Source organism: Streptomyces sp. NPDC005774, from assembly GCF_042871645.1.
GTDB classification, from domain to species: Bacteria; Actinomycetota; Actinomycetes; order Streptomycetales; family Streptomycetaceae; genus Streptomyces; species Streptomyces pratens.
In genome coordinates this window covers 90,481-112,577 of the sequence record NZ_JBIAIV010000025.1, presented here as the reverse complement: position 1 = coordinate 112,577, position 22,097 = coordinate 90,481, and the positions used below count along the sequence as shown (strand labels likewise).

Annotated in this window: 31 protein-coding genes and 6 other RNA genes; 19 read left to right on the top strand and 18 right to left on the bottom strand. The window is 67.0% G+C overall.

Going from position 1 to position 22,097, the window contains the following annotated elements; all coding sequences use genetic code 11:
- The coding region (locus ACFYQA_RS22760) for an IS110 family transposase (protein ID WP_388920698.1) at positions 1-808 on the top strand (808 nt) is incomplete at its 5' end.
- Positions 809-903: 95 nt separating this feature from the next.
- Here ACFYQA_RS22760 and ACFYQA_RS22755 read toward each other — a convergent pair.
- From ACFYQA_RS22755 to ACFYQA_RS22670, 18 genes are all read right to left on the bottom strand, one after another.
- Entirely contained in the window at positions 904-1,113 is a 210-nt protein-coding gene (locus tag ACFYQA_RS22755; protein ID WP_388920695.1) for a hypothetical protein, read from the bottom strand.
- Positions 1,110-1,604, bottom strand: coding sequence for a hypothetical protein (locus tag ACFYQA_RS22750; RefSeq protein WP_388920692.1), 495 nt, complete (start codon positions 1,602-1,604; stop codon positions 1,110-1,112). The genes ACFYQA_RS22755 and ACFYQA_RS22750 overlap by 4 nt, the downstream gene beginning before the upstream one ends.
- Before the next feature lie 16 nt (positions 1,605-1,620).
- Positions 1,621-1,684: hammerhead ribozyme type II (locus tag ACFYQA_RS22745), an RNA gene on the bottom strand.
- 25 nt (positions 1,685-1,709) lie between these two features.
- Entirely contained in the window at positions 1,710-2,327 is a 618-nt protein-coding gene (locus tag ACFYQA_RS22740) for a hypothetical protein (protein WP_388920689.1), read from the bottom strand.
- A gap of 21 nt (positions 2,328-2,348) precedes the next feature.
- An RNA gene (locus tag ACFYQA_RS22735) (hammerhead ribozyme type II) lies at positions 2,349-2,413 on the bottom strand.
- Between the two features lie 131 nt (positions 2,414-2,544).
- Positions 2,545-2,925, bottom strand: coding sequence for a hypothetical protein (locus ACFYQA_RS22730; protein WP_388920686.1), 381 nt, complete (start codon positions 2,923-2,925; stop codon positions 2,545-2,547).
- A gap of 20 nt (positions 2,926-2,945) precedes the next feature.
- Positions 2,946-3,009, bottom strand: an RNA gene (locus ACFYQA_RS22725) — hammerhead ribozyme type II.
- 24 nt (positions 3,010-3,033) lie between these two features.
- A complete protein-coding gene (locus ACFYQA_RS22720; protein ID WP_388920684.1) occupies positions 3,034-3,258 on the bottom strand; it encodes a hypothetical protein in 225 nt (74 codons plus the stop codon).
- Between the two features lie 2 nt (positions 3,259-3,260).
- A complete protein-coding gene (locus ACFYQA_RS22715) occupies positions 3,261-3,494 on the bottom strand; it encodes a hypothetical protein (RefSeq protein ID WP_388920682.1) in 234 nt (77 codons plus the stop codon).
- Positions 3,495-3,505: 11 nt separating this feature from the next.
- An RNA gene (locus tag ACFYQA_RS22710) (hammerhead ribozyme type II) lies at positions 3,506-3,570 on the bottom strand.
- Positions 3,571-3,596: 26 nt separating this feature from the next.
- Positions 3,597-3,932: a hypothetical protein gene (locus ACFYQA_RS22705; RefSeq protein ID WP_388920679.1), complete on the bottom strand. Its 336-nt coding sequence runs from the start codon at positions 3,930-3,932 to the stop codon at positions 3,597-3,599.
- A 22-nt stretch (positions 3,933-3,954) separates the two neighbouring features.
- An RNA gene (locus ACFYQA_RS22700) (hammerhead ribozyme type II) lies at positions 3,955-4,019 on the bottom strand.
- Between the two features lie 32 nt (positions 4,020-4,051).
- Positions 4,052-4,324: a hypothetical protein gene (locus ACFYQA_RS22695; protein WP_388920676.1), complete on the bottom strand. Its 273-nt coding sequence runs from the start codon at positions 4,322-4,324 to the stop codon at positions 4,052-4,054.
- Positions 4,325-4,381: 57 nt separating this feature from the next.
- Positions 4,382-4,597, bottom strand: coding sequence for a hypothetical protein (locus ACFYQA_RS22690; protein WP_388920673.1), 216 nt, complete (start codon positions 4,595-4,597; stop codon positions 4,382-4,384).
- Between the two features lie 23 nt (positions 4,598-4,620).
- Positions 4,621-4,685, bottom strand: an RNA gene (locus ACFYQA_RS22685) — hammerhead ribozyme type II.
- Positions 4,686-4,722: 37 nt separating this feature from the next.
- Positions 4,723-5,127, bottom strand: coding sequence for a hypothetical protein (locus tag ACFYQA_RS22680; protein WP_388920670.1), 405 nt, complete (start codon positions 5,125-5,127; stop codon positions 4,723-4,725).
- A gap of 1,326 nt (positions 5,128-6,453) precedes the next feature.
- Positions 6,454-6,645 (bottom strand): hypothetical protein, encoded by a 192-nt coding sequence (locus ACFYQA_RS22675; protein WP_388920667.1) that lies wholly within the window; start codon positions 6,643-6,645, stop codon positions 6,454-6,456.
- 40 nt (positions 6,646-6,685) lie between these two features.
- Complete coding sequence (locus tag ACFYQA_RS22670; protein ID WP_388920664.1) at positions 6,686-7,048, bottom strand: GntR family transcriptional regulator; 363 nt, start codon at positions 7,046-7,048, stop codon at positions 6,686-6,688.
- Between the two features lie 615 nt (positions 7,049-7,663).
- Between ACFYQA_RS22670 and ACFYQA_RS22665 the strand changes: the two genes are divergently transcribed.
- The 18 genes from ACFYQA_RS22665 (at position 7,664) to ACFYQA_RS22580 (ending at position 22,090) form a co-directional block, all read left to right on the top strand.
- Positions 7,664-7,801, top strand: a complete 138-nt coding sequence (locus ACFYQA_RS22665; protein WP_388920661.1) for a hypothetical protein — start codon at positions 7,664-7,666, stop codon at positions 7,799-7,801.
- Positions 7,802-8,245: 444 nt separating this feature from the next.
- A complete protein-coding gene (locus ACFYQA_RS22660; protein WP_388920657.1) occupies positions 8,246-8,476 on the top strand; it encodes a hypothetical protein in 231 nt (76 codons plus the stop codon).
- The gene (locus ACFYQA_RS22655) at positions 8,473-8,736 is read left to right on the top strand and encodes a thioredoxin family protein (RefSeq protein WP_388920654.1); all 264 of its coding nucleotides are present in this window, start codon (positions 8,473-8,475) and stop codon (positions 8,734-8,736) included. The genes ACFYQA_RS22660 and ACFYQA_RS22655 overlap by 4 nt, the downstream gene beginning before the upstream one ends.
- Positions 8,737-8,749: 13 nt before the next feature.
- Positions 8,750-9,184 carry a hypothetical protein gene (locus ACFYQA_RS22650; protein WP_388920651.1) on the top strand — a complete coding sequence of 145 codons (435 nt, stop codon included), beginning with the start codon at positions 8,750-8,752 and terminating at the stop codon, positions 9,182-9,184.
- Between the two features lie 28 nt (positions 9,185-9,212).
- Positions 9,213-9,524 carry a hypothetical protein gene (locus tag ACFYQA_RS22645; protein WP_388920648.1) on the top strand — a complete coding sequence of 104 codons (312 nt, stop codon included), beginning with the start codon at positions 9,213-9,215 and terminating at the stop codon, positions 9,522-9,524.
- A 16-nt stretch (positions 9,525-9,540) separates the two neighbouring features.
- Positions 9,541-10,884 carry a terminase gene (locus ACFYQA_RS22640; protein WP_388920645.1) on the top strand — a complete coding sequence of 448 codons (1,344 nt, stop codon included), beginning with the start codon at positions 9,541-9,543 and terminating at the stop codon, positions 10,882-10,884.
- 33 nt (positions 10,885-10,917) lie between these two features.
- On the top strand, positions 10,918-12,399 hold the full coding sequence (locus ACFYQA_RS22635) for a phage portal protein (RefSeq protein ID WP_388920642.1): 1,482 nt from the start codon (positions 10,918-10,920) through the stop codon (positions 12,397-12,399).
- Between the two features lie 284 nt (positions 12,400-12,683).
- Positions 12,684-13,541: a hypothetical protein gene (locus tag ACFYQA_RS22630; protein WP_388920639.1), complete on the top strand. Its 858-nt coding sequence runs from the start codon at positions 12,684-12,686 to the stop codon at positions 13,539-13,541.
- Between the two features lies 1 nt (position 13,542).
- Positions 13,543-14,070: a hypothetical protein gene (locus tag ACFYQA_RS22625; protein WP_388920636.1), complete on the top strand. Its 528-nt coding sequence runs from the start codon at positions 13,543-13,545 to the stop codon at positions 14,068-14,070.
- Positions 14,071-14,141: 71 nt separating this feature from the next.
- Positions 14,142-15,188: a hypothetical protein gene (locus tag ACFYQA_RS22620; protein ID WP_388920633.1), complete on the top strand. Its 1,047-nt coding sequence runs from the start codon at positions 14,142-14,144 to the stop codon at positions 15,186-15,188.
- Between the two features lie 73 nt (positions 15,189-15,261).
- Positions 15,262-15,738 (top strand): hypothetical protein, encoded by a 477-nt coding sequence (locus ACFYQA_RS22615; protein WP_388920630.1) that lies wholly within the window; start codon positions 15,262-15,264, stop codon positions 15,736-15,738.
- Between the two features lie 5 nt (positions 15,739-15,743).
- Positions 15,744-16,076, top strand: a complete 333-nt coding sequence (locus ACFYQA_RS22610; protein WP_388920719.1) for a phage head-tail adapter protein — start codon at positions 15,744-15,746, stop codon at positions 16,074-16,076.
- Entirely contained in the window at positions 16,076-16,561 is a 486-nt protein-coding gene (locus tag ACFYQA_RS22605) for a DUF5403 family protein (protein WP_388920627.1), read from the top strand. Before ACFYQA_RS22610 ends, ACFYQA_RS22605 begins: the two co-directional genes overlap by 1 nt.
- Positions 16,561-17,058 carry a hypothetical protein gene (locus ACFYQA_RS22600; RefSeq protein WP_388920625.1) on the top strand — a complete coding sequence of 166 codons (498 nt, stop codon included), beginning with the start codon at positions 16,561-16,563 and terminating at the stop codon, positions 17,056-17,058. The genes ACFYQA_RS22605 and ACFYQA_RS22600 overlap by 1 nt, the downstream gene beginning before the upstream one ends.
- A 14-nt stretch (positions 17,059-17,072) precedes the next feature.
- Entirely contained in the window at positions 17,073-17,810 is a 738-nt protein-coding gene (locus tag ACFYQA_RS22595) for a hypothetical protein (RefSeq protein ID WP_388920622.1), read from the top strand.
- Between the two features lie 123 nt (positions 17,811-17,933).
- Positions 17,934-18,266, top strand: a complete 333-nt coding sequence (locus ACFYQA_RS22590) for a phage tail assembly protein (RefSeq protein WP_388920619.1) — start codon at positions 17,934-17,936, stop codon at positions 18,264-18,266.
- An 80-nt stretch (positions 18,267-18,346) separates the two neighbouring features.
- Positions 18,347-18,673, top strand: a complete 327-nt coding sequence (locus ACFYQA_RS22585; protein WP_388920616.1) for a hypothetical protein — start codon at positions 18,347-18,349, stop codon at positions 18,671-18,673.
- 3 nt (positions 18,674-18,676) lie between these two features.
- Positions 18,677-22,090, top strand: coding sequence for a hypothetical protein (locus ACFYQA_RS22580; protein WP_388920613.1), 3,414 nt, complete (start codon positions 18,677-18,679; stop codon positions 22,088-22,090).
- The last annotated feature ends 7 nt before the right edge of the window (positions 22,091-22,097 follow it).

Below are 22,097 nucleotides of genomic sequence, written 5' to 3'. Positions count from 1 at the left end.
CGACCTGGCCCTGCTGACCGCCCACCGCTCCGATCTGGTGGCTGACCGGGTGAGGATGATCAACCGGCTCCGCGACGTGCTCACCGGGGTCTTCCTCGCACTGGAGCGGGCTTTCGACTACTCGGCGCACAAGGGTGCGCTGGTGTTGCTGACGGGCTACCAGACCCCGGCGGCAATCCGGCGCCGCGGACGAGCGAGGCTGACGGCCTGGCTCGCCAACCGCAGCGTCCGGGGCGCTGATTCGGTTGCCGTGACCGCGCTGGAGGCCGCACAGGCCCAGCAGACCGCGCTGCCCGGTGAGGACGTCGCCGCGCAGATCGTGGCTGATCTGGCAACGCAGATCCTGGCGCTGGACGACCGACTGAAGCGGATCGACCAGCAGATCCGCGACACGTTCCGCGCCCACCCACAGGCCGAGATCATCGAGTCCCTGCCCGGCATGGGTCCGATACTCGGGGCGGAGTTCGTCGTGGCCGCCGGCGACCTGTCGGCCTACGCGGACGCCGGCCACCTCGCCTCTGCGGCCGGGCTCGTGCCGGTCCCGCGCGACTCCGGCCGCCGCACCGGCAACCTGCACCGGCCCAAGCGCTACAGCCGCCGCCTGCGACGGGTGTTCTACATGTCCGCGCAGACCAGCATGATGCGCGAGGGACCGAACCGGGACTTCTACCTCAAAAAGCGCGGCGAGGGCTGCAAGCACGTCCAGGCCGTCATCGCCCTGGCCCGGCGACGGGCGAGCGTGCTGTGGGCCCTGCTGCGTGACGGACGGGTCTTCACCTCCGCCCCACCGGTCACCCAGACGGCTTGACTTCGTCATTGAGACTCCTGGGGTGTGTGGCTTGGCATCGTCAGGGCGGGGGCAGCCATCCCTCGCCAACCTCCCTTCGGAGGTTTCGCCTTGAGTCAGAGACCGATCAGGTCGATCAGTTCGTCGGTGGTGGGCACGGGCTGCAACTCCCAGGGGAGCTCGGCCAGCAGGTCGTCGACCTGCGCCGCCAGCCCGACCAGCACGCGCCACTCCGGGGTGCCGGGGTCGTGGTGCTTGGCCACCTTCTGCACCTCGGCGACCATGTCGCGCAGCTTGGTGGTGCGCTCGCGGATCTCCCTGCTCATGCCTGCTCCTCCGTGTACTCGATCAGCTCGGGCACGCGCTGCCCGACGAGCTTCAGCACGTACGCTTCGAAGTCCTCGATGTCGGGGTGGGTGTCGTCAGGGTCGTCGTCGCCGGTCGCGTGTCCCTCCAGGAAGGTCATCGCCGCCTGCTTGTGGCCGCCCTCCATCAGGGCGGCGGCCATGCGGTCCGCCTCGGAGCAGGTGAAGGAGCCACCGACGTGGCAGGCGGTCAGCCCGTCGCCGAGGATGCTGGCGAAGGTCTCGATCGCGGAGTACAGGTCCGCGACCTCCTCCTCCGTGTCGCGCGGGTCCTCCTCGGTCTCGACCTCGACGAGGTACCCGTACGACTCCTCCCAGTGGGTGCCGGGCGGGTGCTCGGCGCCCTTCAGCGACTCGCCGCAGGTCTGGCACCGGTACGGAATGCCGGGGAGCGGGTAGACGATCGGCCCGCTGTCGACCGCGCACCGCACTACGTTGCTGGGAACCTTCATAGCTACACCTTCACACTTTGGCCTGCCATCATCAGGGCGTGGGCTGCCATCCCACGCCAACCCCTTCCGGGGTTTCGGCTTGTTGTGGTTGCTACACTTGCACACTCAGCCCGACTTTGCAAACTCCGTGCCCCTGGTGGACCTACCGACGAGCCCTTCCCGCCAGACAACCCAGGTCACCGCCTGCACCACCGACGGGAGCTCACCCAGTCGCTGGGCAGCCTCGCGGTAGCAGTGCGCTATGAGGGCGTACCGGCCCTTCGCGCCCAGGCCCCGGTCCTTCGCGCCATACTCCTCGCCGACGGCGATGTCGTGAGCGTGCCGGTCGATGCAGATCGCGTCGGCATCCTGCGGGTCGAGGATGCAGCGATAGAAGTGGCCGGTCTTGCGGTCCATCGGGAGCACCTCGGTCGGGTCGACACCGGCCAGGATCTTGGCAGCTTTCGCGAGGGCGTCGCCCAGGTGTCCGGACGGCTCACCCGTCTCGCACGCGGTCTTCGCGAGCTCCACGTTCAAGGGCCAGGAGGTCTGCGGGGACAGCGCGGCCAGCACGCCGGCTCCCTTGCGCACGTCGCCCTCCGTCATCATGTCGGCCAGGTTGTGCGCGGTGACGTACCACAGGCGCCCTTCCGTGACCTGCTCCGCGGTGGCGGCCTTCCACACCTTCACGATGTTCGTGACGTACTGCTCGCGCGTCGCGGTGTCTGCCTTGATCTGGATCATGTCTCTCGCCTCTCCGATACGTGCTGGCTGGCATCGTCAGGACCGAGGCACCACCCCCGGCCGACCGGCTCCCGCCGGTTTCGCCAGGCCCCCCGGAGGGGGCCGTCTCGCGCTCGCTACACTTGCACTCTTGGGCTGTAGTGCCGGGCTGGAGTGTCCGTCCCTTCCCCCTTGCGCTGTAGCTACCGTACCACACTCGCTACACTTGCACAACTCCCTACCGGAGAGCCATGAACACCACGTCGGGTTCGCCCGGCGTCCAGTTCGCGGCACGCTCGGTCTCGATGAACCCGAACTGCTTGTAGTAGGCGGGGAGGAATCCGTCGAAGCAGTCCAGCCGGTCAGCACCCTTGTGGAGCACGGCGGCCCATACGAGGTCTCCCCCGCGGCCCTTGACCGTCGAGAACAGACCGATCAGGGTGCCATCCTTCTCCACACCGAACCCCGACTGGAAGTCGCTGGTCAGGTAGTAGTTCGCGCTACGCGGCATCTCTTCGGGTGCACTGGTGGCGTTGGCGATGCGCTCGCTACCGGAGCGGGCCCAGTCCAGGGCAGCGATGTACTCGGAGTGCGAAGCGGGGTGAACGGTGATGGACATACTCTCGTCTCCTTAGACGGATGCGGCTGGCATCATCAGCGACCGGGGGCCACCCGGCCGGACCACCTCCCGGTGGTTTCGCCTTGTTACTTCGCTACACTATCACACTTATCCGGCGACGTGATCCCATCGGTGCAGGAAGTCCGCACCGTCGTCGACCCGGACGATGAACGTCACGTCGCCGTCACCCCACACGATGTGCGTGAATCGGTACTCCGTGCCGTAGAACTTGCGCCGGTAGTGCCGGACGATGTCGCCGGGGTAGCCGCCGGGCACGCTCCGCATGCGGTACTTCTCTTCGCTGTAGCGCGGGGAGATCTTGACGTCGATCATGGTTACTTGCCTTCCGGGCCGGTAGGGATTCCGTAGTACGCGACGATCCACTCGCAGGCGACCGTGGCCCCCTGGTTACAGTCGTCCTGCTTGGCTTCGACGAAGCCCTCGTTGAACACTGCCACTTGACCCCCGCCGACAGGCAGGGTCACGCTGCCGATACCCAAGCCAGCCGCGATACCGACCCCCAGGCCGGCCGCGAACAGGACAGCTCTCCTCCGCAGGTCCATGGTCATTCCCTCCATCGTGCAGGCTGGCATCGTCAGCGACCAGGAACCACCCTGGCCGGACCACCTCCCGGTGGTTTCGCCCTGTTGCTTCGCTACACTATCACACTGTCAGGCGCCGTAGAGCCTACGGTCGTACGACTCGCGGTCGAATTCGTAGTGCCAGGCGTCCCAGCACGCGTCGCCGCAGAAGTCCTCGTAGGACCGGACCGGTGCCCAGCAACCGACCGCGTCGCACTCCTTGGCATCGGTCACGGTCGACCCCCACTCCCCCACCAGGGTGGCCGACTTGTGCGCTTCGAACGCCTTGACCTCGGCCCGGTAGGCACGCTCGGAGAACTCCAGGGACAGGGCCAGGAGGTTGTTCCTGCGCACCCCGCGATTGATCGCGGCATGCATCCGGCCGTAGGCAATGGACTGGGCAGTCTTGTCCAGCGAAACGCTCATGATGTTGTCCTCTCAGGACCGATACAGGCTGGCATCGTCAGCGACCGGGAACCACCCGGCCGGACCTCCTTCCAGGAGGTTTCGCCTTGTTGCTTCGCTACACTATCACACTCTGACCCTCAGCGACGCACCATCGCCGTCGTTCCGGCCGGGAAGTGGACCGGGAAGAACGGCGTGACGCCATCCAGGGCGGTCGTCGTGACCTTCACGGCCTTGCGGCCCGTGCGCTTGACCACGATGGCGAACGGGACGCCGTCACCGTCGAGCAGGGTGTCACCGGGCAGGATCTCGCCCGGCTCGATCTCGATGTCGACCTTGCGGACGTAAGCGGCCGGACGACAGCCACCCCAGCGGGAGTAGTTCGGGGTGCGGGTGTCGGAGTTCTGCGTCATGATGCGCCTTTCGGGCTGGCTTGGGGTGATGGGTACAGACTAGCAGAGTTGCTACACTTACACAAGTGCGGTGAAGACCAGGTCGCCGCCACACCCGGTGCAGTCCGGGTCCTCGCGGTACATGTACAGGATCGGACCGAGCGACAGTCCGCCCAGGTCGCCGTACTCCGCGTCGTGCAGCTTGATCACGTCGCCGTTCTCGTATCCGGCGAACACGTCGCCGCACTCGCAGGTGAACAGGACCACCGGGGCCAGGAACAGGTTCTCGAACATGGCTACTCTCCTTACAGAAGCGATACAGGCTGGCATCGTCAGGCCCCAGCCACCACGCTGGGACGACACCCCGGAGGGTGTTTCGCCAGGCGCCCCCGAAGGGGCGCCGTCGCTACACTATCACACTACCAGGCGGAGCAGTCGTCCAGCACCGGCAGGAGCGTGACGCGGGTCACTTCCGCGGTGACGTACTGCGCCTCCAGGTACTGCGGCCGGTAGGCGTCGTAGATCGCATCGGCGATCATGAGGTCCGCCTCACGCTCACCGCACCCGGTGACGTTATCGACCCACCACGCGGCCTGGTCCTGGTCGAAGGGCCAGATGTCGCTGATCGGGTCGATGTCGCCCTTACCGTCGGCGAACTGGATCAGGTAGGCCGGGGTGCGCATGGCCGGACGCTTGGGGGCGATCTCGACCAGGTACTGCGGGTAGCCGAACTGTTCGGCGTGGTAGCCGCACCGGCCGGAGTTCTGGCCGGACGTGGTGCGGTAGTAGTGCGTGGCGACGTCGCCGCAGAGGTGACAGAACATGGGGCTCCCCTTCCGGAGTGGAGGCCGGACGATCCGGCCCCGCTAGTTGCTACACTTGCACACTTAGTGCAAGGGGTCAAGCCTCCGGCTGGAGGCGACCCGGTGACCCCGACCGCTTCGATGCTACGGGCCCCGCCCTTACGGGCGGTCCCGAGGGGTCTACGCGGAAGGGCCCTTGCGGGCCCTCCCCCGACTCTTGCGAGCCGGTTTGGCAGGTTCTTCGGACCGGGTGACTGCCATCCCGGTCCCCTTCCCGATTGGGCTGGTTGGTCCTTCCGGGCCTCCAGACTCTTGCGAGTCTTCCGGCCCTTCCGGCCAACCCTCTCGGGTTGGGGAACACAACCTCCAGTCGTCTCACGGTTCTGTCCCTGCTGCCTGGTTTCGGGTGTCCTCTGCCAGGTCCGTCCGCACCCCGAAGGGTGCGGGTTTCGCAAGTAGCCTATGAGTCGCACACTCGGACAAGTCCGCGCCGCGCTGGTTTAGAAGGGTTCCTCAGGGTTTCACGGATAGCCTCCGGGCTGCCCACCATTGCGGGAGAGGATCACCCTCTCCTAGGTTGCGCTTCCTTCGGGCCGGTAGCCTCTTACCGGGCGGCATGTAAGCCGTTCCGGCGACGATCAAAGTTTGTGTGCGCTGGGCCCTTCGGCCCTGCGCTGAAGCGACACTATCACAGTCGCTCCGGGTCCTGCCAGGCACTATGCGAGTGAGCCGCTGTCCGCTGGTACGGCGACCGTTCCCCGGACCTTCAGCATCCCGGTTCACTCACTCGCTTGCCTGCCCTGCTGAGCTCGACTCTACCTGAGTCGGACCCGTTGTGCAAGTGTCGCTGTCCTGGTCCGTCCCGCCTGCCTTACGGCTTGCGGTGCGTCCCGTTGTGGCGACGTCCAAAGACTCGCACACCTTGCACACCGAAAGCAAATCCGCAGGTCAGAGGCCGTTTCGCGCGCGCTGGCGGGGCGCTGGCGGGGCGCGGGGCGCTCGGTACGGGCCGTGCGCTGGCCGTGCGCTGGCGGGCCCGCTGGCCGTGCGCTGGCCGTGCGCTGGCGGGCCCGCTGGCGGGGCGCTGGCGGGGCGCTGGCGGGCCCGCTGGCGGGGCGCTGTGGTGAGGGAGCGCGGGGCGCGCAGCGCGCGAGGATAGCACACGCTGCGGAGCAGGGTACCCGTGGGGGGTACCCCCCGGTGGATTTTTTCGCCCACCGCTACGTCTTAGCGGCCAGGATTGCGCCACGGTTTCAGGGTCGATCTGAGGGGTGCCGGCGAAGCGCCGGCCAACGCGGAAGGGCGCCGCCCGCAGTGGACGACGCCCTGATGGGATGCTCCGCGGCCTCACTTCCCGAGGCTTCGCCCCAGGGTGCCGGCGAGGGCCTGGCGGACGTGGCCGGCCTCCAGGGTCGTGCCGGGATTGGCGGCGGCGAAGAGACGCAGCCGGCCGAGCGGGGAATCGGGAGCCGGGGGCGTGTCGGCCAGCTCGGCGCCGGCGACCTGAAGAGCGAAGCGGAGGTCGGTGTCGTTGTGCATGGCTCCAGCGTAAGCCGGGGGTCTGACAACCGGCACTCGATTACTGGGCGGCCTCGTCGAGGCGGGCGACGACCTCGCGGGCACGGGCGAGCAGGCCAGCCCGCTCCTGCGGGTCCGCGGCGACCTGGAGGACGGCTTCGACGGCGGCTGAGAGCTGGTCGAGGGCGCTCTGGCCGGCGTCTCGGTTCCGCACGACGGTGCCGTAGCCCTGCCGTGCCTCGATCCACCCGTCGCGCTTCAGGAGGTCGAGGGCCCGGACGACCGTAGGCCGCGATACGCCATGCTCGGCCGCGAGCTGGGGCTCGCTGGGGATCGTCTGGCCGGGGCGGTACGCCCCCTCGGTGATGCGCTTGCGCAGGGCCTCTGCGAGGCGCAGGTACTTCGGCTGCTCGGCGTGGTACACGCCGCCACCTCCCCGGTTGACAGGTTGAGCAGCTTACGGCTTGCGGCTCCGCTCTGTGGCGCCCGGTAGGGCGCTCCCAGCCGTTTCGCCCCTGCACCCCTTCGCCGTTGCCCTCAAGCCCTATGGCCGCCGCCAGGCGGCCCAGCCTCGAAGCCTCACTGTGCAAGTGTGACTACGATCACCTGAAACCCATCCGGACTATCACACCTCTGGCTCGGTATATATAAGTGTAAGAGGCTAGCGGCAAGGCGAAGTAGCAGGCTGGAGGCCCTGTCGGGCCTCGCTGGATGAAGCTACTTACGGCTTCGCAGTAAGGGCGCGGAGCGCCCCACTGAACGTAGCAACTTACGTACAAGCCCCCTCGGGTTGACAGCTCATGGCAGCTACCTCTTCAGGTAGGACGTCACCGAGGGCCCAACTTCCGCGTCGGGGGTGACGATGCCGAACTGGGCAGGGTCCGACAGGCGCTCGCGCCTACCGAAGGACTGGTCCAAGATCCGGCTCCGTGTCTTGCGACGAGACGGAGGGCAGTGCACCGCGCTTACACAAGCGGGTGAACGCTGCGTCTCGCTCGCATCCGACGTGGACCACATCCGACCTGGCGATGACCACAGCATGGAGAACCTACGCTCCCTGTGCTCGTATCACCACCAGGTCAAGTCGAGCCGCGAGGGTGCGGCGGCGATCCACGCCAAGCGGCGCCAGATCGCCAAACGGTTCAAGCGAACCGAACAGCACCCTGGGCTCCTCTGAACCCGCGCTCCAGGCCCCTCCCCTGCCTGTCGAGCGCGAGCGCCCCCGAGTCCTCCTCTCGCTCGGGTGTGGCGCCGGCCCCCTGGATCGCTACCCCAGGGGGTCTGAGACTTCCCGCGACGGCGGGAGAGCTGGCAGGTTCGCAACCGGTGCACGCGTCCCGGTTCGTGGGTTCGATCCCGCGCAGCTCACGTAAGCCCCGGAATGATCCCTGCGTTCGGCGCACATCACCGTGAGGTCCCCGAAGTGCACCGGGACTCTGCCCCGCCTGCTGGCGGGGTGGGCACAGACGGCAGTGATGGTGGCAACACTGACGGAATCAACTCGCCCACCCGCTCTTACCGGGCCGAGCGTCGTAACGCCCGAGAACTTCGAGGAGGTGTCGCCCATGCCTTGCATTGGCTGTCCCGGCCCGTGCGCCGGCTGTCCGCTCGCCGGCCTTCGGTGAGCGGGTTCGAGGTCGCCTGGGCTGCCTGGGCGGCTGCCTTCGTTGTGATCGAGGGCATCGCCCTGAAGCGCAAGGCCAAGGGTGACACCCTGTCCGAGCAGGTCTGGAAGATCTTCCACACCGCCAGGGGCCAGAAGGCCGACAAGACCACGCAGGCGCGACGCGCCGTTCTGGTCATGGGCCTGGCCTGGCTCGTCGCCCACTTCCTGACGGGCGGTGCGGTGTGACCCAGGTTCTGTACTTCACCTCTCCGTACTGTCGGCCCTGCCGCTCGTTCGGGCCCCTGCTGAAGCAGGAGCTCGCCGAGCTGGGGGTCGAGGCGGAGACGGTTCTCGTCGATACCCACGCCGGCCTCGCGAAGGCCGACTCCTACGACGTGTCGAGTACTCCGACCGTCGTCATCGAGCGGGATGGCGAGGAGATCAGTCGCTTCACTGGCGCACTCCTCGGTTCTTCACTACAGGACGCGCTTCGCGTCCTGCGTTGAAAGGAGGTGACCGGTGGGCGCACGCGGCCCCGTCCCGAACCGTGAAGATGACCTCGCGCGCCCCCGGTCGCGCAAGGGCTCCGACGAGCAGTCCGTAACCAAGGGCGAGCTGAAGCCGGTGAAGATCCCGAACGCGGATCGGAACTGGCACCCCATCGCCCAAAAGCTGTGGGACTCGCTCAAGACTTCCGGCCAGGCCGACTTCTATCAGAACAGTGACTGGGCCTTCGCGTTCTCACTCTGCGAGGACTTGTCCTACTACAAGAAGGCCGGCAAGCGGTCGGGCCAGATGCTCCAGACCATCTACTCCGCCTTCGAGCGACTGCTTGTCACCGAGGGCGACCGGCGCCGTGTGCGCATCGAACTGACCGAGCCCGTACCCGAGCAGGACTCCGCCGCCGTAGTCGCCATCGCTGACTACAAGAAGGAGCTCGGTATCGCCGAGTAGGGCTCACATCCCTCGTCCCTGAGAGGAGGTGAGACCCATCTCAACCCTGACTCTCGAAGAGATCGAGGCCCTGGAGCCCGAGTACTTGGGGCCGACCTGGCAGAAGGATGCCTTCGGCCGGTGGAAGCTCCCGGAGCACACGCTTGGCTGGCAGATCGCCGGCTGGTGCGCCGAGTACCTGGACGGTGAAGGCTCGACGGACGAGAAGCGAGTGCCCTGGAAGTTCACCAGGGAGCAGCTTCGCTTCCTGCTCTGGTGGTACGCGATCGACGAGGACGGCGAGTTCATCTACCGAACCGGCGTTCTTCAACGACTGAAGGGTTGGGGCTTACCCCGGTAAGGACCCGCTCCTCGCGGTGATCTCGCTCGTCGAGTTCGTCGGGCCGTCGCGCTTCTCCCACTGGGACGAGGACGGCAACCCGGTCGCGAAGTCGCACCCGCAGGCGTGGGTGCAGATCACGGCCGTGAACCAGGAGCAGACGACCAACACGATGGGCTACCTGCCCATCCTGATGGGGCCGAAGCTCATACAGACCTACGGCATCAAGGCCGGCGCCGAGCTCATCCGCGCCGACCGGGGCCGCAAGAAGCTCCAGGCCGTGACCAGCTCGTACCGGGCCATCGAAGGTAAGCGAACGACCTTCACTCTGCTCAACGAGACGCATCACTGGGTCGCCGGCAACGGCGGCCACAAGATGTTCGAGACCATCGACGGTAACGCCACCAAGATGGACTCCCGGTACCTGGCGATCACGAACGCCTACCTGCCCGGCGAGGACAGTGTGGCCGAGCGTACGCGCGAGGCGCACAACAAGGTGCTCGAAGGTCGCGCGGTTGACGTCGGCACGATGTATGACTCGATCGAGGCGCACCCGAAGACTCCGCTGACGCCCGAGGCGCTGCGGATCGTCCTCCCGAAGATCAGGGGCGACGCGGTCTGGTTGAAGATCGAGTCGATCATCAAGTCGGTCATGAACTTGACCATCTCGGCCTCGCGCTCGCGGCGTATGTACCTGAACCAGGTCGTCGCCGAAGAGGATGCGATCTACGGGCCGGGCGAGTGGGACCCGCTTGCGGACGAGGGTAAGACGCTGAAGCCGGGCGACGAGATCGTCCTCGGCTTCGACGGTGGCAAGACCTCGGACTCGACTGCTTTGGTGGCTCTGCGCGTGCGGGACATGCACGCCGTCCTCCTCAACATCTGGGAACACCCGGAGGGCGAGGAGGGCAAGCACTGGACCGTCCCTCGACACGAGGTCGACTCCGCGGTGCACGAGGCGTTCCGCCTCTTCGACGTGCGGGCGTTCTTCGCCGACGTCGCGTTGTGGGAGAGCTACATCGCCGACTGGTCGGAGACGTACGGCGATCAGCTCGGTGTGAAGTCGCCGGTCGGCAAGGACGCGATCGGCTGGGACATGCGTGGTTCGCAGAAGACGGTGACGATGGCGCACGAGCGCCTGATGCGCACGATCTTCGACGCCAAGCTGTCCCATGACGGTGACCTGACGCTGCGCCGGCATGTGCTGAACGCTCGGCGCCGTACGAACAACTACGGCCTCTCCTTCGGCAAGGAGTCGAGGGACTCCCCGCGCAAGATCGACGCCTACGCGGCGCTGATGCTCGCGCACGAAGCCCTGTACGAGCTGCGCTCGCGCGGCAAGAAGGTCCGCAAGCGGACCGGTCGGGGTTACTTCATGTAGACCTGTGCAAGTGTAACCGAAAGGTGGTGAGGCATGGCTGACACCAGCCCATCGAAGCTGGCTAAGGAACTCCTCGCCATCCTCGATCGCGACAAGGGCCGGCTCCAGCGGATCGACAACTACATCCGAGGCGAGCACGACGACCCGTACATGCCTCCCCAGGCGGACGACGAGTACCGGATGCTCGCCAAGCGGGCGGTGTCCAACTGGATGCCGCTCCTGATCGGGACGCCGGCCCAGGCCCTGTACGTGGACGGCTTCCGGCCGGGAGGCTCCGACGAGGGCCTGCCTTCGGCGCAGTCCTCGAAGAGTCCGGCCTGGTCGCACTGGCAGCGCTCGCGCATGGACGCCCGGCAGGCCGCGGTGTACCGGGGCGCCCTCGGCTTCGGTCACTCCTTCGTTCTGACGGAGAAGACCAAGAAGGGCGTCATCTCTAAGGGCCTGTCCGCGAAGCGGACCGCAGCCCTGTATGAGGACCCGGCCAACGATGACGATCCGTACGCCGCGCTGACGGTCACGGCCTGGCCGAAGGGCGAGACCCCCGGCAAGGCCCGCCTGTTCGACAGGCGGCTCGAGTATGCGGTGACGTTCAAGTCGCTCAGCGACCTGGACTCGGTCCGTATCGGCGGGAAGAAGACGCACGGCTCCACCGAGTGCCCGGTCACGCGCTTCGCCGCTCAGGTGGACCTCGACGGCCGCACGATCGGCGTGGTCGAGCCGATGATGCCGCTCCAGAACCGGATCAACCAAACGATCTTCGACCTTTTGGTGGCGCAGACCTACACCTCGCACGAGGTGCGGTACGCGACCGGCATGGCGCCGCCTCTCCAGATGGAGTGGGTGGACGAGAACGGCAACGTGACCACCGACCCCGAGCTGGCGGTCGACAGCCGGCCCAAGCTCGATGCGGCCGGCAACCCGGTGCCTGCGCAGATCAACCACAACGCCAGAAGGTTCTTGTTCGCGGAGGACCCCGACGTGAAGTTCGGGTCCTTGCCGGCCGGGCCGATCACTCCCCTGATCGAGTCGGTCGACATGTCTATCCGGCACTGGGCTGCGATCTCGCAGACCCCGCCGCACCACATGCTCGGCCAGATCGCCAACCTGTCCGCGGAGGCTCTTCTCGCCGCCGAGACCTCGCTGGCCCGGAAGATCGCCGAGTTCCAGTCCCTCTTCGGAGAGTCCTGGGAGCGGGTCTTCCGCATCGCCGCAGAGATGGAGGGCGACGTGGCCGGCACCGAGGACTTCCATGGCGAGGTCGACTGGCGGGACATGGAGTCCCGTTCGCTGGCGCAGGCCGCTGACGCTCTGGGCAAGCTCGCCGACCAGCTCGGCATCCCGAAGCGCGGTCTGTGGAAGCGGGTGCCCGGCGTGACTCAGTCCGAGTTCGAGGACTGGGAGCAGATGGCCGAGGAGGACGACTCCACGGGCCTGCTCGCCAACGCGCTGATCCGGGCGACCCCGTCCACCAGCTCGTCGCCGGCCGCCCTCGATCGTGAGGCGGTCGCCGCGTGACAACCCCGGCCCGACAGGCTGAGGCTGATCGCGCTGCCGTTGCGTTCCAGGTGGCTCTCACCCAGATCGGGGCCGAGACCGTCGCCGACGCGCTTACGTTGTGGGAAGGCGTCCCGGCCACAAGCCGGGCGCCCACCGCGGCCTCTTGGTTGAGGCGGGCCGTCACCCTGGTGATGGGGCGTAGGCGCCAATCGCGGGATCTCGCCCGCGCTTACTACCGGCTCATCCGCGCACTGCGGACGGGAACGACGGTAGCTGATCCGTACACCCCCGAGCCCAGGTACGTGACCATCACGCACCTGCGCGAGGAGTTCAACGCCCTGGTCGGAGGCGCTGAGCGCCCCCAGGAGGGGCGTACAGGCGACGCCCCCACCGAGGCCCCGGACTCCGCCTCGTCGGCCGCGACCGGCCGTGCTGGGGAAGCCGACGAGGCGGCTCTCGATGACTCCGACCAGGCGTCGGATGACGAACTTGATCAGATCCTGGTCGAGGAGATCGAGGGCCTTCGTCAGGAGGAAGAACGGATCGAGCGCGAGGCCGAGGAAGAGCTTCGCACCGTGCTGGAAGCCCTCGGGCCCAACAACCTTCAGAGGAAGGTCGACAAGCTCGACGGCGCCCGGAGCGCTGACGAGGTCGACGGCCTCCGCGGGGAAGCCCACCGGCAAGCCGGTGCACAGCAGGCCGCAGCCGCTGAGCGCGTCGCCATGAACGGCGGACGCTCGACGATCTGGAACCACATGGGCCGCGACCGCCGAGCCATCGGCTACATCCGACTCTCGCGCACCGGAACCCCTTGCGGGTGGTGCGCGATGCTCATCTCTCGTGGCTTCGTCCGCAGTGACGCCTACCGCTCGCAGCGGGCGGCCGGCCCGACCCTGTCCCAACTGGACTCGGGCGAATTCGCGGACGGCGACAAGTACCACGACAACTGCCACTGCTACGCCGAGCCAGTGTTCTCGAACGGGCAGTACGACAGTCCCGCGTACGAGCTGAACCGCAGGTATGCGGAGCTCTGGCCCCAGGTCACGCGCGGCCTGTCCGGCAAGGCGGCTGTGTCCGCCTGGCGCCGGTTCATCCGGCAGGAACAGAAGGCCGCAGCCCAGGAGGCTCGGCGATCCACAACGAGCGTCCAGGAGGCGTGAAGTGCCCGAGCAGATCGAGACCCCCAGCACCGAAGAGAAGCCGGCCGAAGAGACCGTCGTAACGCCCCCGGAGGGCGAGGCCCCCAAGGGCGAAGGCGGAGAGTCGACCGAGCAGAAGCCGACCGATGAGGGCGTCCCTCCGGAGGTGCTTCGCAAGAAGCTCACCGATGCGAACGCCGAGGCGGCGAACTACCGCACCAAGCTCCGCGAGACGGAAGCCAGACTCTCCAGCGCCAAGACGGTGGAGGAGTTCGAGGCGGCCACCTCCGAGCTTCGCGGGCAGGTCGAGGCGCTGGAACGGCAGATCCTGCTCAACAGCGTGGCGGCGAAGTTCGAGCTGCCGCCCGTCCTGGCCAAGCGCCTGACGGGAACCACCGAGGCCGAGCTGGAAGCGGACGCGAAGGAGCTTCAGAAGCACCTCGCGCCGGCCGCTCCGGAATCGCTTGGCGGTGGCCTCACCCCCGACGACGGTGGCGACGACTTCGACCCCGTCAAGGCCGCTCGGAACGCGCGCAAGCGCCATTACTGATCCACCCCCCGGTGTGTAAGTGACGCACGCCGAGCCTCCCCCCTTCCTCAAGTGACAGGAGAACCACCCCCGTGCCGTACACCCCGCACGACGTCATCAAGCCGGAGAAGATCGCCGCCACCGCGGCGGTCGCTCTCGAAGAGTCCCTTGTCGTCCCGGCCGTCTTCCAGCGTGAAGGCGTCGACCAGTTCAAGGGCGCCAAGGGCGACGCGATCAACGTCAAGATCGAAGGTGTCCTCCCGTACCGCACGTACGGCTGGAGGAACGACCGGTCGACCGAGCTTCAGTTCGACACCTACGCCGAGAAGACCGTCCAGGTCACCTTCGGTGGGGATGTCTACTCGGGCGTCCAGCTCACGGACGAACAGAACGATTTCGACCTGAACGGCTGGGCCAAGCTGATGGCCAAGCAGACCGAAGCGGTCGGCAAGGGCCTGGAGTACGAGGCCGTCGACTACCTGCTCAAGGCGCCGTACGCGGTCACCCTGGGCGGCTCGGTCGCCAGCCGCTCCTACCGCAAGACCCTGATCCGGGCCCGCGAGGTGCTGAACAAGTTCCGCGTCCCCAAGGAGGGCCGCACCCTCCTGGTCGGCTCCGCCTGGGAGAACGAGCTCCTGGCCGACCCGGACCTGAACCTCGCCTCCAACGTGGGCGAGGCCGAGGCCGTGTCCGCACTGAAGGAAGCGTCCCTCGGCCGCCGGTACGGCTTCAACATCGTCGTCTCCGACGAGCTGCCGGCCGACTTCGCCGTGGCGCTGACGTCCAGCGCGTTCATCTTCGCGACGGGCGCCCCGAGCGTCCCGCAGTCCGTCCCCTTCGGCGCGAGCGCCAGCTACAACGGCGTTGCGCTGCGGTGGATTCGTGACTACGACTCCACGCGCCTGATGGACCGCTCGATCGTCAACACGTACAAGGGCTTCCGCATCATCGAGGACACCCTGATCGGCCGCAACGCGGAGACCCCGAGCCAGGGCTTCGTCTCGGAGCACCAGCACTTCGTGCGCGCGATCAAGCTCGACCTGGACCGCACCGACGACGTGCTGCCCGACTCGGACGGCCCGGACGAGAAGGCTCAGGAGCTGGCCGCGATCACCGGCATCGGCGCTCCGATCGCCTAGTCGTTCCACTGAGCGGGCGGGGTGTGCAAGTGACGCACGCCCCGCCCCTCCTCGTGAGTGAAGGAGAACCACCTTGGCGGACTTCGCCACACTCGAAGAGCTGAAGGCCCGCCTGGACTGGACGCTCGACGCTGACGAGGAGCGCGTCGCTACCTCGGCCCTGGAGGACGCATCCGACCTGGCCCGCATGTATTCCGGCCGCGACTGGCCGGACACCGCCTCTGCGCCCCGCCTGGTGCGGACCCTGGTCCTGAAGGCGTGCAAGCGGCACATGAACAACCCCTCGGGCTACACGCAGTCCCGAGCGGGCGACGAGACGCTGGCCTGGAGCGACGACCAGGGCGAGGACGCCGGGACCGTCTACTTCACCAGGGACGAGCAGGCGATGCTCGCCGAGATCGGCGGCAAGAGGCGCGGCCTGTGGTCGGCGGAGGTCACTGCCTGGAACTCGCGGAGCCGCCCCCTGGCGGCCGGCATGGTGCCGGTCACCCAGCCGGCCCCGGACGCTGCACCGTTCCCCTACTTCGCCGATGAGGTGGAGCCCTGGTGAGCTCGATGCAGCGCAGGCGCGGGATCACCGCGAAGGTCTGGAAGACCGTCAGGCGGATCGACAACCGCGGCAACGAGGTTGTGGTCGCCGACGCCGACGGCCCGCATGAGGTGCGGTGTGCACTGATTCCCCAGCGCTCGGCCCGAGCCGAGATCCCCGGCCAGCAGCAGATCAACATCACCCGCATGATCGTGCCCGCCGACCTCGAAGGCGTGACCCTCTGGTCGCGCGTTGAAGTCCTCGGCTCGGTCTGGGACATCGTCACCCCGCCCGCCTACCACCACGGAGATCGGAAGACCAGGCACTGGTCGATCGACATCCGGGAGAGGCCGAGCTGATGGCGGAACTCTACTGGAAGCCCAAGCCGGACAAGCAGGACCGCCTACACAAGCTCGTCGCCGAGCTGGACGGCGTACAGGGCGAGATCTGGGAGCGCACCTTCGAGATCGCCGCGCGAGCCGAGGCCGCCCTGGTCCAGCACCGGGTCGACGGCGTCGCGAAGATCGACATGCTCAAGGGCGACATCGACGGCTACGTGGTGCTCGAAGACAAGGCCAACAGCAACCAGACGCCCACCAAGAACAAGAAGTACGCCAACTCCGCCGCCTCGATCGAGTTCGGCCGTTCCGGCTACGAGGTGGAGCTCGTCAACGAGCGCGGCCAGATCGTCCGCACCTACGAGGTCTCGCCGTCCGAGGGCCTGCACATCCTCACCGAGGCTTCGCACCTGCCGAAGAAGCAGCGCAACCTCCGCGTCAAGTCCAGGAAGATCCGGGTCCGGGTCAAGTCCGGGTCGAAGAAGCGCAAGGGGGGCCAGGACTGATGGCCGGACTCCCCGCCCACATCAAGGCGTTGGCTGAGCTCTCGCCCGTCGAGGATCTGATGCTGGCCGTGCTCCGCCAGGGGCTGCCCGGCATCCAGGTCAACACGCTGATCTCCAAGGACCAGACCTTCCCGCTCGTGCTGGCGCGTCGGGACCCCTCCTGGGGGGCCTGGACGGGCGATGCCCGATTCCTCGACGCGGCGCGCGTCGGGGTTCACGTCTTCTGCGAAGACCCTGACGGCGACGAGGACGCGGCGATCCTCTCGGAGGCCGTACGCGTCGTGCTGCGTGATGCCTGGCTGAACCAGACGGTCTATCCGGGGCTCGGCCACATCACGCGCGTCGACCTCGCCTCCGCCCCTCGACGGCAGACGGACTGGGCCACCTCCACGGGCCCCGTCCAGTACGCGGACCTGCCGACCGGTGTCTGGCGCTACGAGGCGACCTACGACATCGAGATCCGCAAGCCCCGCACTCGTCCATACCCCACCCCGTAAGGAGTCCCCCCTTCGTGCTGAACGACAACGCAACCCTCGTTATCGGCTCGGGCAACTACCTGACCGCCCCGACCGGGACCGACATACCCGTCGACCTTCTGGCGCCGGTCTCCCCCTGGGAGCCGGTCGGACACACCAGCCTGGAGGAGATCTTCTCGATCACCTCCGAGGGCGGTGAGGCCACGGTCATCGGCTCGCTCCAGAACAAGTCCCTGCGCACCAAGTACAGCGCGCGGACCGAGACCATGGCGCTGATCCTCCAGCAGTTCGACAAGGCCGGCCTGAAGCTGTACTACGGCTCCAACGCCCCCGAGCTGCCCAACGGCCTCATCGGCGTCCCGGCCGACCCGATCCCGACGACCTGCGCCTTCCTCGCGGTCTTCGTGGATGGCGAGAATCACTTCGCGTTCTACGCCCCCAAGGCGGAGATCTACCGGTCCGACGACGTGTCCTTCGGTGACACCGAGTCCCTGGCCGGCCTGCCGCTTGGCGTGAAGCCCATGACGCACGGCGCGAACAACTGGACGTACGCGATCACCCCGCTGGGCTCGGCCCCCGCAACCGGCGCGACCGCCGGCACTCCCGGCGTCTTCACGCCTGCCGGCTCGATCGCCCCGCACGACCTGGCCGACCTCGACCTGATCACCGCCGATCCCGAGACCGCGTGGACCACCGGCCAGCACGTCGTGCTGGGCGACGGGGCGAGCGCCCACTGGGACGGCCTCGACTGGGCCACCGGTACCGCCGCCTAGTTCTGAACTCCCCGGCTGTGCAAGTGACGCGGACCTCCTTGCACGGCCGGGGCCCCTTCGGGGGTCCTGCCCGATGGTCCGCACCGCACTGCAACCCCTACGACTTTGGAGGTCCGCAACCCCATGGCCAGCTACACCCTCGACGACATCCGTACCGCCGCCGACGCGAAGTACAGCTCGACCGACATCGCGGTCGACGAGAAGACGACCGTCCACCTGCTCAACCCGCTCCGCCTGCCCAAGGAGAAGCGGGCCGAACTCGTCGGACTCCAGGACAAGCTCGACTCGGACGAGAAGGACGTCGACCAGGGCGAGATTCTGGCCGAGGCGATCCGCCTGGTGGCCGACCACCCGAAGAAGGCTGACGCCCTGCTCTCCGCGGTGGGCGACGACCTCGCCGTCCTGGCGCAGATCTTCGAGACGTACGGCAAGGGTGCTCAGGTGGGGGAAGCCTGAGCCTCTGCAAGCTGATCGACGACTTCGGGGAGGGGCTGTACGCCGACCTCCGCTTCCACTACGGCATCGACCTGGTGGACGTGATCGAGGGGCGTGGCCCTTCCCCGTACTTCGTCCTCGCGCTTGCGCGGAGGCTACCTGACACCTCTCTGACCATCGCCCTCGCGTCGGGCGATCGGGAGCACTTCGGCTGGGGCGTGGATCGCCACATACAGGCCGACATCTTCGACGCGATCAACCAGAACACCAGGGCTACAGGCAACTGGGGCAAGGGTAAGGCGCCCAAGATCCCGACCTGGCCTCGCCCGAAGCCGCTGAAGAAGCCCGTCAAGGACGGCGGCGAGAAGAAGGCCGGCAAGCGGGTCTCCGTGGCGGAGATCTACAAGAGGTTCACAGGCCGGAGGTAAGGCATGCCCCAGGGTCAGGTAATCGGTCGCGTCAGCGTCCGCGTACTCCCCGACACCAGCGACTTCCGCAGGCGGACGCAGAAGGAACTCGACAAGGCCGAGAAGCAGCTCGAAGTCAAGGTGCAAGTGAAGCCGGTCATGACCGGCTTCCTGTCGGAGATGCTGTCCGAGGTCCGGAAGATCAACCAGCAGAACCGGCAGTCGAACGCGCGGAAGATCAGGCTCTACACGCGCATCGACACCAGCACCATGACGGGCGAGCTGGCCAAGGCTATCCGGACGTACAACAACAAGGCCCGCACTGGCGCGAAGATCCAGCTCCCGACCGAGCTCAACACGGGCGACATGAAGCTGAAGATCAGCGACGAGTCGCTGCGGGACATGACCGAGCAGCTCAAGGACTGGCGGGATGACAACTCCCCGCTGAAGATCAAGATCGAGCCGGACCTGTCGGCCATCGCGGGCGCGGCAACCTCGGCTCGTCTCGCCTTCCTGACTCGCCCTCGCACGGTGCCGATCATCCCGATGCTCAACGAGGGCGCGATGGCGAAGGTCGCGGCCGGTATCGCGGCCCTGTCGGGTCTCCGTGTCGTCGACAACCTCTTCGAGAAGTTCAGCAGGACGATCAAGAACCTCGACAAGAACGTGCCGATCATCGGCACGCTGGCCACGGCCATCGCCGGCCTCGCCGGCTGGGCTATCTCGGCGACGTCGAACCTCTTCGCCCTGTCCGCTTCGCTGGCGCAGATCGGAGCAGTGTCCCTGACACTGCCCGGAATCCTCGGCGGCTTCGCGGTCGGCATCGGCGTGACCATCGCCGCACTGAAGGACTTCAACACCGTCCTGCCGCAGGTCAAGAAGGAACTCTCCGAACTCCAGAACCAGATCAGCTCGAACTTCTGGGCCGAGGCCAAGGCTCCGATCCAGGAGCTTGTCGACGTCCTCATGCCCCGCTTCGCCACCGGCTTCAAGCAGACGGCGACCGCCTCGGGCACGTTCTTCGCCTCGTTCGCCAACGACCTCACCAAGGCCCTGAACGCGGACTTGGTCGACGAGATGTTCGGCTACCTCAACGAGTCGATCACCACGGCGACCAAGGGTACGGACACCTTCGCCTCGATCATCGCCCAGCTCGGCGAGGTCGGTACGTCCTACCTGCCGAACCTGGCCGGCTGGTTCGTCAATATCTCCGAGCAGTTCGACGACTGGCTGAAGAAGAAGGGCCAGCTCGGGCTTCGGGAAGAGATCGACCAGGGCATCCAGTCCCTGAAGGACTTGGGCGGCATTCTCTTCGAGACGGGCGGCATCCTCGCCGGCCTCTCCCGCGCAGCCACCGAGGCTGGCGGCTCCACGCTCGGGATGCTCCGCGACACCCTCAAGGGCATCCACGAGGTAGTCGACTCCAAGGGCTTCCAGGCCGGACTCGTGGACGTGTTCAACGCGTCGCACGTCGCGATGAACAACATCTCCGGTCGCGCGGGCCCGGCGGTGAAGCAGCTCTTCATCGAGCTCGGCGAACTGTTCACGACGATCCTGCCGGTCGCTGGCGAGATCATCGGCACGGCGATGGACGCCATCGCTTCGGCGCTCACGCAGCCGGCCGTGACCGAGGGAGTCAAGGCAGTCTTCACGGGCCTCAACGAGGCCGTGCAGTTGCTTGCCCCCCTCATGGCCCCGCTCGGCCTGGCGCTCGGCGCGATCATGCAAGTGGTCGCCGCGATGCTCCCGGTCTTCGGGCAGCTCGTCACTACGGCGTTCACGCCTCTGGCGGACGCCGTGACCATGCTGGCTCCCGCTCTGATCCCGGTTGTTGAGCTCCTGGGCGGCGCACTGACCGGCATCTTCGCCGCTCTCGCCCCGTTGCTGATGACCGTCGTCGGGGCGCTCGTGCCTCTGATCGGGCAGCTTGTCGGCGGGCTCGCTCCGATCCTGGCCGTCGTGGTGCAGGTGGTCGGCGAGCTGATCGCGGCCTTCCGGCCGGTTGTGGAGATGTTCTTCGAGCTGATCAGTGCGGCACTCACCCCGCTAATGCCGATGCTGTCCAACCTGGTCAGCTCCCTGCTTCCCCCGCTCGCCGACGCGTTCAAGCGGCAGATCGAGGCCCTGAAGCCGTTCCTTGCGGCCCTGATCGCGATCGTCGACTTCATCATGCCGGTCCTCGTTCCGATCATTCAGTTCCTGATCGAAATCCTGGTCGGCTCCCTGATCGCCGCGGTCAACGGCGTAGCCCTGGTCTTCGAGGGCCTGAAGACGTTCTTCGTCGGCGTCTGGGACTACATCGTCGGCTACTTCAAGATGATCTGGGGCATTTTCGAGGGAATTTTCACCGGTAACTGGGCCACCTTCGACGAGGGCTTCGCCCAGCTCTGGGAAGGCATCAAGGGCATCTTCAAGGGTGCCTGGGACGTCATCATCGGTGCGCTGGCGGTCTTCCTGAACATCGGCATCATCGGCGCGGCAGGTAAGGCGTTCACCGCCCTGCGAACCCTGTTCTCCTCCGCCTGGAAGGCCATCTCCGGAGTCTTCACGGGCGCCTTCGCGGCGATCCGTGGATACGTCAGCCTGTTCATGACGGGCGTGCGCGGCTACTTCGACGACGGCATGAAGTGGGTCGGGAAGATCTTCACGGAAGGCTTCGCCCTGATCCGTGGGTACTTCACGCTGTTCTTCACTGGCGCCCGGAAGATCGTCTCCGACGGAATGAAGGCCGTCGGGAAGTTCTTCACGGACAGCTTCGCAGCCATTCGCGGGTACTTCACTCTGTTCTTCACGGGTGCCCGGAAGATCGTCTCCGACGGACTGGCGACCATCAGGAAGTTCTTCACGGAGACCTGGACGAAGGTCCAGACGACCGCCCGCTCGAAGCTGGCGGCCCTGGTGTCGACGATCTCTGAGTGGATCGGCAAGGCCGTAACCACGATCAAGGGGCTGCCCGCCAAGGCGCAGGCAGCGCTCGGCAAGCTCGGCTCCACGCTGAAGGAAGCCGGCAAGTCCCTGATCCGAGGCTTCATCTCCGGCATCACCGAAATGTTCGGCTCGGTGAAGTCGAAGCTCGGCGAGCTCACCTCGAAGCTGACGGACTGGAAGGGCCCCGAGACGCTCGACCGCGTGCTCCTGGTGGGCGCCGGCCGGCTCGTCATCGACGGCTTCATCAAGGGCCTGGAGTCCCGCTACGACGCGGTCCGCAGGTCGCTCGCCGGCCTGACGGACGACGTCGGCGCAACGCAGTTCAGCGTCCCTGGCGCGGCCGTAGGTGGCGTCTCGGGCGGCCTGGCTTCTGCGGTCGGGCTCGCTCTCGCCGGCTCGAACGGGGGTGGCAGCACGAAGGTTCTCAACTACTACGCGGCCCCTGGCAGCTCGTTCGGGTCCGAAGAGGATCTGTTCGCCGCCGCCAACCGGGCCAGGTTTGGATGGTGATCCGGTA